Raw genomic sequence first — 7,993 nt, forward strand, 5'->3', positions numbered from 1 at the left:
AATTCCACTACAACTTTGGAATTGAGGGATCGAGAACCGTTCAGGAAAATTACGAATCTTCCCGGAGGAGTTGATTCGACTCCACTCCACCTCTTACCACAAGAGTCCGCGACAGTTACTCATAAAGGTATCAAATTCATGCAGATGCTGTATGGATCAGATCGGGCTCTTAAAGAAGGGTGGTTCCCTGAGGCTAGACACCGGGGAAGTTGGAAAGTGTCAATATCCTACGATCCTCGCAACGTGTCTATCGTGTATTTGTGGGATGAGAGCACTGGAGCATTTGAGCCGTGCCACCTGCTTGATCACCAAGAGCGATATATGAATAAAACGCTTAACGAAGTGCAGAACCTCATTGCACATGAGAGAAAGATGCGACATGCTGCCACATATCCCGAGTTGCAGGTAGAGGTAAACTTCTATTCTGAAGTGGAAGATATCGTGAAGACGGCTGCTATGCCGAGATGTATCGCGTGCAAAACAATCTCTATGAAGAGAACCAAACGCTCTAACTCATGGGGGGAGGTGATTTCAAATGGCAAACATGTTCGAGCTCGATGGTCAATTGCGACACGATTTACACGCAAATGTAGTGACAACAATTCGCACGAGCTCATGGGGAGGTAATGACAAATGGCAAATCTGTTCGATCTCGACGTTCAAGTGAAAGACATCAGCATCAACACCGGCACTTACCAAGGCGTTGGCCCTACTGCCGATAGCAACTGTGAGCGGGAAGCCGATACGCAAACGTGCTTCTTCAGCACGATGATCTGCTGGTAATTCTCGTCTGAGCAGCGCTTAAAACAAACATCCCAGTTCCTTACCTGAACTGGTATTTTTTTATGTGTCCTTTTGTAGCAGCGGGATGCAAGGGGAGAGGATCTCCACGCCTACGTCGATGATCTTCTCGGCACCCATGAAGTTGAGGTGGATCTTCGCCCGCTTTTTGTGACGGTCTATTTTGGTGATGATGCCTTCCATGCCCTGCAGCGGGCCGGAGGTTACGGAGACACGTGAATTTTCTATGTAGATGCCCGAATAGCCAACGATCTCTCCGTCTCCGATCAGCTGCAAGATCAGCGACATCTCGCGTTCGTCAATATTGGAGTAATAGGTTCCTTCATCTTTGGAGTAGAGCGTGCCTTGGCTGAGCAGCTTGTAGCACTTGGGGACTTTTTTCAAGGTGTGATAAACTTCATCGGTCATGCGGGTCTTGATCAACACGTAGCCGGGGAACATTTTCTTCAGCACGTGCTTGACAGCGCCTGCCTTCTTCTCGGGGACTCTGCGTTTCGGTACGACAGAGTGGAGGGAAGTTTCATCAAAGTACAGGTTCAGGAACTTTTGCACGACCTCTTCTTGACCAGTTTCAACGAATAGTGCGTACCAATTCAAAATAACCATCCCCTAACTTGTGTATGTTGTTAAACAAATATCCAAGCGAAAAAAAGTATATTTTACAACATTATACCATATCTTAATTGCCCATATCATACCAAGACGTGGGGATAGAATAAATAGGTCTCTGGTAAGTAATCCTTGACGAACAAAGTTGAATGAGGGTAGTATTAAGCTGTATTAGTGTAATGGGTTATATTGTTCAATTCGTAAGTTCATTGATCGAATATTTGATTGAGTCTTAGAAAATCCCTAAGCTAATTTAATCGATGTTTCGGCGCGTTGAAGGAACTTAGGGTATCATATTGAATCGCATTGAGAGGAAGGGGCATGGGTGAAGTGTGTCCTCCGGAGAGCTTCGTGCAGGGACTTGACGTGCGAGGGGGAGAGGAGCCGTACAGCGCTTGGTTGAGCGTTTGCTGTGCGCAATCGGCGGCGGAGTATCAGGCCACGATCCCGTTTCTGCATCCGAACGAGCTGGCGTTTTATGAAGGGCTGCAGTTTGAGCGGCGGATCACCAGCTATCTGGCCGGACGCTATGCGGCCAAGCGAGCGGTGGCGGCCTCTGTGCAGGAAGAACGTCTGGATCAGATCTGGATTGATCGGGGGATTCTTCACCAGCCGCTGATCGTACACCCTGCCGCTCTCAATCTGCAGGTGAGCATCTCTCATTGCGACGAGCTGGGGGCGGCGCTCGTGTTTCCGGAAGCGCTGCCGATGGGGTTGGATGTCGAGCAGATCCGTCCGGCCCGGCAAGTCGTGCTGGCGGCTCAGATGACGGAGCGGGAACGCGAGCGGATCGGTGTGCAGCCGGGGTCTGAGGCGCTCTTGATGACGCTGTACTGGTCGGCCAAGGAAGCCTTGTCCAAAGTCTTGAAAACTGGCCTTGCGGTGCCGTTCGAGTTTTTGGAGATCACAGGGCTCGAACAGCAGGGAACGGCTTGGGTGGCGGCTTACTCTCATTTTCCGCAGTTCCGAGTTGCGGGCTGGGTCGTGGGGGAGCGCGTCTTTGCGATCGCCTATCCCAAGGACTGCCGTTTGAACTTGGAGGCCGTGCAGGATCTGTTGTGCAAGGTGGAAGAAGTTATATAAAATAGCCAAAGCAAGCACAAAAAAGTAGAGGAGATCGTTCCTCTATTTTTTTTGTGCTTGCTTTTTAGGATTTGAAGAGAGGGGGGGGAGGATGAAGCGGAGCTATGAGTTGCACCCGTTGAAGGTTGAGTTTTTGTTCATGAAAAATTATGCGTACATACTCGTGGACAAAGCCACCCGGCAGGCGGCTGTGGTGGACCCGGCTTGGGACTTGGAGTTGATCGACGGGATGCTTCGCTCATTGGAGGCGGAGTTGGCTTGCATCCTGCTGACACATTCGCATCACGATCATGTCAACAAGGTGGAGCCGCTGTTGGAGCTCTACCCGGCGGCGCGGGCGTACATGTCGGTCAAGGAGATCGATGCCTACGGGTTCGCATGTCGGAATCTGCATCCGTTTGAGGAGGGGGAGACGATCTGGCTGGGAGAGACGCCGATCACCTGCATGCTGACGCCAGGGCACACGGCCGGCGGGGCTTGTTTTCGGCTCGCAGACGATCTGATCACGGGGGATACGGTGTTTATTGAAGGCTGCGGCGTCTGCGATGGGGCCGGAGGTTCCCCGGAGCAGATGCATGACAGTTTTCAGAGGATTCGCAAGTCCACTCCCCCTCATGTGCGGGTGTATCCGGGTCATTCTTATGGCAAGGAGCCGGGCATGGTGTTTCGGGATGTGCTGCAGCACAACATCTATTTTCAGATTGAGCAAAAAGAGCATTTTGTCCGGTTTCGGATGCGCAAGAATCAGGGGCAATTGTTCAATTTTAAATAAATCAAGGCAGACGAGTCGCGTTCAGGAGGGGTATGGATGGGCAAGCCGGTCGTGTTTCTTTTCTCCGGGCAGGGTTCTCAGTTTTACCAGATGGGTCGAGGGCTCTATGAGGAGGTATCTGAGTTTCGCAAGTGGATGAACAAGCTGGACGAGATGGTGACGCCGCTCGTCGGGGAGTCGGTGCTGGCGCGTCTGTATGCGGAGGACAAGCGCCGAGACGAGCCGTTTGAACGGACGCTGCTGACCCACCCCGCGATCTTCATGGTGGAATATGCGCTGGCGCAGGCGCTGATGGCCCGCGGGGTCAAGCCAGATGCGGTCCTTGGCAGCAGCATGGGCGAGTTCGCGGCGGCGGCTGTGGCAGGTGTGCTCGATGTGGAGGTCGCGTTGGAGCTGGTGGTGGAGCAGGCCAAGGCGTTTGAGGCTACCTGTCTCCCCGGCGGGATGATCGGGATTCTGCAGGAGCCGAGCCTCTATGACAGGATGCCGCTCTTGCGTCAGAACACGGAGATGGTGTCGATCAATTCGGACGCGCATTTTGTGGTGGCCGGCCCGGCGGCGATGCTGCCGAGCATCGGGGAGGCGCTGCGGGAGAAAGGCATCGCCTATCAGATTCTGCCGGTCTCCTTTGCGTACCATTCCTCATGGATTGATCCGGCTGCCGCTTCCTATGTGGCGCGGCTGCGCGGGCTCTCGTATCGCCAGCCTCGGGTGCGATTTTATTCCGGGGTGACCGGGCGGCGGGAGACAGCGCTGAGGAGCGAGTATTTCTGGGAGGTGGCGCGACAGCCGATTCGCTTTGCCGAAGCGGTGCAGGCGCTGGAGCAGGGAGACGATTGCCTGTACGTGGACTTGGGTCCTTCGGGAACGCTGGCCAATCTGGCCAAGCGGAATTTTAAACAGGATTCGCTCTCGCAAAGCTATGCGGTCCTCACGCCGTATCAGCAGGATCTCAAGAACTTCAACAAGGTTTGCGAGCAACTGGAGCAACTCATTTCATCGCCCATCAGAAAGGGAGGACAACCTATGAAAGCATACGTGTTTCCTGGACAAGGTTCTCAGCACAAAGGCATGGGAGGTACGCTGTTTGACGAGTTTGCAGATCTGATGGCACAAGCGGATGAGATCTTGGGCTATTCGATCAAAAGGCTGTGCTTGGAGGACCCGGACAATCAGCTGGGCCAGACGCAGTACACGCAGCCGGCTCTGTATGTGGTCAGCGCACTGAGTTTTCTCAAGAAGGTGCAGGAGACGGGATGCAAGCCGGATTATGTGGTCGGGCACAGCTTGGGTGAGTACAATGCGCTGTTTGCGGCAGGGGCGTTTGATTTTGCTACCGGTCTGCGGATGGTCAAGAAGCGGGGCGAACTGATGAGCCTTGCGAGCGGTGGGGGCATGGCGGCGGTGATCGGGTTTACGGTGGAGCAGATCGACCGGGTGCTGATGGAGAACGGGCTGGACGGGATCGACATCGCCAACCACAATTCGCCAGACCAGATCGTCATCGCGGGCTTGAAGACGGACATCCTGCGCGCGCAGCCGTTTTTTGAGGAAGCGGGCGTGCGCATGTACATTCCGCTCAATGTGAGCGGGGCTTTCCATTCCCGGTATATGGCGGAGAGCAAGCGGAGTTTTGAAGCGTATCTGGAATCGTTTGAATTTTCAAAACTGGAGATTCCGGTCATCTCGAACATTTATGCGCGTCCGTACAAGCAACGGCAGGTGAAGGACAATTTGGTGCAGCAGATCGTGTCTCCGGTCAAGTGGACGGACAGCGTGCGCTATCTGATGGGCCTTGGCGAGATCGAGATCGAAGAGGTCGGGCCGGGCAATGTCCTGACCAAGCTCGTCACCACGATCCGCCGCAAAGCGGAACCGCTCGTGATCGAGCCGGAAGCGGATGACGTGGAGGAGACGGAAGAGGCGGTGCTGGTGGCTGTGGCGGCGTCTGTGACTGTGCCTGAGGTGACGAAAGCGTCGGTCGCGGAGGTGGAGGTGGCAGTCGCTGTTGAGGCGCCTGCTGCGGCTCCGGTGGAGGTCGTGCCGGTGAGGGAAGCTGTGAGCGAGCCGGTCGTGCGTGTGTCGAGAAGGGCGAGCACGGCAGAATCGCTGGGCGATGAGGAGTTCAAGAAGGATTATAACTTGAAGTACGCCTATGTCACGGGCTCGATGTATCGCGGCGTGGCTTCTGAGCGCCTGGTCATTCAGGTCGGCAAGGCGGGCATGCTGGGTTTTTACGGGACCGGCGGCATGAAGCTGGAGCAGATCGAACAGGCGATCCGCACGATTCAGCAGGCGTCGACGCGCGGTGAGGCGTATGGCATGAACCTGCTGCATAACCAAGGCAACCCATCGATGGAGGAGATGACGGTCGATCTCTTCCTGCGCACCGGCGTGCGGAACGTGGAGGCAAGCGCCTACATGGCGGTGAACTCCGCATTGGTCCGCTACCGGGCGAAAGGGTTGAAACGCTCGGCAGAAGGCGGCGTGATCGTCGAAAACCGCATCCTCGCCAAAGTCTCGCGCCCGGAAGTTGCCGAGGCGTTTCTGAGCCCGGCACCGGAGCGCATCGTCGACAAGTTGTTGCTGGAACAGCGGATCACGCGCGAGGAAGCAGATCTGCTCCGCGAAGTTCCGATGGCGGATGACATCACCGTCGAGGCCGATTCCGGCGGACATACCGATCAGGGGGTCTCTTCCGTGCTGCTTCCGTCGATCGTTCGCCTGCGCGATGAGATGATGGCCAAATACGGATACAAGAAGAAGATTCGCATCGGAGCGGCCGGCGGCATCGGAACCCCGGAAGCGGCGGTGGCGGCGTTCGTGCTCGGGGCGGATTATCTCGTGACCGGCTCGATCAACCAATGCACGGTGGAAGCGCAGACGTCCGAGTCGGTGAAGGATCTGCTGCAGGAGATGAACGTGCAAGACACGGCCTATGCGCCGGCGGGCGACATGTTTGAGATCGGCGCTCGCGTGCAGGTTTTGAAAAAAGGCGTCTTTTTCCCGGCCCGTGCGAACAAGCTGTACGATCTCTACCGCCAGTTCAACTCGCTGGAGGAGATCGATGAGAAGACCCGCCGCATTTTGCAAGAGCGTTACTTCAAGCGCAGTTTCGACGAGGTCTACCGCGAAGTGCAAGCCTATGTGGCCCCGCAGGAGATCGAGAAGGCGGAGCGCAATCCCAAGCACAAGATGGCGCTGATCTTCAAATGGTATTTTAGCTATTCGTCGCGCATGGCGCTCAGCGGGGACGCCGAGCACATGGTGGATTATCAGGTACATTGCGGCCCAGCCTTGGGGGCGTTCAACCGCTGGGTGAAAGGCACGCCGCTGGAAAGCTGGAGAGCGCGCCATGTCGATGTGATCGGCGAAAAACTGATGCGCGAAACGGCAGACCTGCTGAACCGGCGCATCTCTGAACTGGTCGGATTGTAAGCAAAAAAGGAGCGGATCTGGATGACTCAAACGCCAAAGCGAGAAGTTGCCATCGTCGGAATCGCCGGTCGTTTTCCGGGGGCGAAGAACACGCAGGAATTCTGGAACAACCTCAATGCAGGCCTCAACAGCATCTCTGTCATTCCGCAAGACCGCTGGAAGTGGGAGGATGTGTACGGCGACCCGCAAAAGGAAGAGAACAAGACGAACAGCAAGTGGGGCGGATTCATCGAGGAGGTCGATCGATTCGACCCGCTGTTTTTTGGCATCTCGCCCAAAGAGGCGAATTTTATCGACCCGCAGCACCGCCTGTTCCTAGAAACGGTCTGGCAGGTGATTGAAAACGCTGGCTACAGCCCGAAGAGTCTGTCGGGCCGGAAGATCGGCGTCTATGCGGGCGTTTCGAAAAACGACTATGCCGAGCTGATGGGGGAGAACATCAGCGCCTTTGTTTCCACAGGAACGGTACACTCGATCCTCGCGAACCGCGTGTCGTATTTTTTCAACTTCAGAGGGCCGAGCGAAGCCGTGGACACCGCGTGCTCCAGTTCTCTGGTCGCCCTGCACAACGCGGTGCGCGATATTCGGGAAGGGGAATGCGAGGCGGCGATCGTCGGGGGCGTCAATGCGCTGCTCAGCCCGCGGATGTACATCTCCCATGCCAAGTCCGGCATGCTGTCGGTGGACGGGCAATGCAAAACGTTTGATGCGTCGGCGAACGGCTATGTGCGCGGTGAAGGCGTGGCGGCCCTGTTCCTCAAGCCGCTGGACAAGGCGGTGGAAGACCGTGACAACATCTTGGGCGTGATCAAGGCGACAGCGATTAATCATGGTGGGCGCTCGAATTTCCTGACGGCCCCCAACGTGACCGCTCAGTCTGAGGTGGTCTACACGGCGCTGCAGCGCTCCGAAGCGGACCCGCGCAACATCTCCTACATCGAAGCGCACGGCACAGGCACGCCGCTGGGCGACCCGATCGAGATCAATGCGCTGAAGAAAGCATACGGGCAGTACTATGAGGAGCGGGGCCTGCAGCCGCGCGAGAACTCTTGCTTGCTCGGCTCGGTCAAGACGAACATCGGCCATCTGGAGAGCGCGGCCGGGATGGCTTCGATCATCAAGGTGCTGCTGGCGATGAAGCATGGCGTGCTGCCGGAGCTGCTCAATTTTACAGAGATCAATCCGTACATCTCGTTTGAGGGGTCGCCGTTTGGCCTCGTCACGGCTCCGACCGCGTGGAAGAAGCGGCGCATCGAAGGCAAGCTGCTGCCGAGACAGGCGGGGGGCAGC

General features: G+C 56.2%; 7 protein-coding genes. 6 read left to right on the plus strand and 1 reads right to left on the minus strand.

Annotated features, from left to right (window positions below):
• Positions 1–21 precede the first annotated feature (21 nt).
• Both L696_RS32570 and L696_RS30120 read left to right on the plus strand, forming a co-directional pair.
• On the plus strand, positions 22–627 hold the full coding sequence (locus L696_RS32570) for a Mu transposase C-terminal domain-containing protein (protein WP_162472139.1): 606 nt from the start codon (positions 22–24) through the stop codon (positions 625–627).
• A gap of 6 nt (positions 628–633) precedes the next feature.
• Positions 634–783: a hypothetical protein gene (locus tag L696_RS30120; protein WP_155985278.1), complete on the plus strand. Its 150-nt coding sequence runs from the start codon at positions 634–636 to the stop codon at positions 781–783.
• Between the two features lie 60 nt (positions 784–843).
• On the opposite strand, the gene loaP is transcribed toward L696_RS30120, so the two are convergent.
• Positions 844–1,398, minus strand: coding sequence for an antiterminator LoaP (loaP, locus tag L696_RS0100560; protein ID WP_025681906.1), 555 nt, complete (start codon positions 1,396–1,398; stop codon positions 844–846).
• Positions 1,399–1,731: 333 nt separating this feature from the next.
• Here loaP and L696_RS0100565 point away from each other — a divergent pair, with 333 nt between their 5' ends.
• The 4 genes from L696_RS0100565 to L696_RS28055 all read left to right on the plus strand — a co-directional run.
• Complete coding sequence (locus tag L696_RS0100565; protein WP_025681907.1) at positions 1,732–2,493, plus strand: 4'-phosphopantetheinyl transferase family protein; 762 nt, start codon at positions 1,732–1,734, stop codon at positions 2,491–2,493.
• A 91-nt stretch (positions 2,494–2,584) separates the two neighbouring features.
• Positions 2,585–3,265, plus strand: a complete 681-nt coding sequence (locus L696_RS0100570; protein WP_025681908.1) for an MBL fold metallo-hydrolase — start codon at positions 2,585–2,587, stop codon at positions 3,263–3,265.
• 36 nt (positions 3,266–3,301) lie between these two features.
• Complete coding sequence (gene fabD, locus L696_RS0100575; RefSeq protein ID WP_081750661.1) at positions 3,302–6,703, plus strand: ACP S-malonyltransferase; 3,402 nt, start codon at positions 3,302–3,304, stop codon at positions 6,701–6,703.
• Positions 6,704–6,724: 21 nt separating this feature from the next.
• Positions 6,725–7,993: type I polyketide synthase (locus L696_RS28055; RefSeq protein WP_162472140.1), on the plus strand; the 1,269-nt coding region annotated here is incomplete at its 3' end.

Source organism: Paenibacillus maysiensis, assembly GCF_000520815.1.
Taxonomy (GTDB): Bacteria; Bacillota; Bacilli; order Paenibacillales; family Paenibacillaceae; genus Paenibacillus; species Paenibacillus maysiensis.

Excerpts from the sequence above, each read along its gene's own strand:
- L696_RS30120 (WP_155985278.1), top strand. The coding sequence starts at position 634 with ATGGCAAATCTGTTCGATCTCGACGTTCAAGTGAAAGACATCAGCATC.
- fabD (WP_081750661.1), top strand. The coding sequence starts at position 3,302 with ATGGGCAAGCCGGTCGTGTTTCTTTTCTCCGGGCAGGGTTCTCAGTTT.
- L696_RS0100570 (WP_025681908.1), top strand. The coding sequence starts at position 2,585 with ATGAAGCGGAGCTATGAGTTGCACCCGTTGAAGGTTGAGTTTTTGTTC.
- L696_RS0100565 (WP_025681907.1), top strand. The coding sequence starts at position 1,732 with ATGGGTGAAGTGTGTCCTCCGGAGAGCTTCGTGCAGGGACTTGACGTG.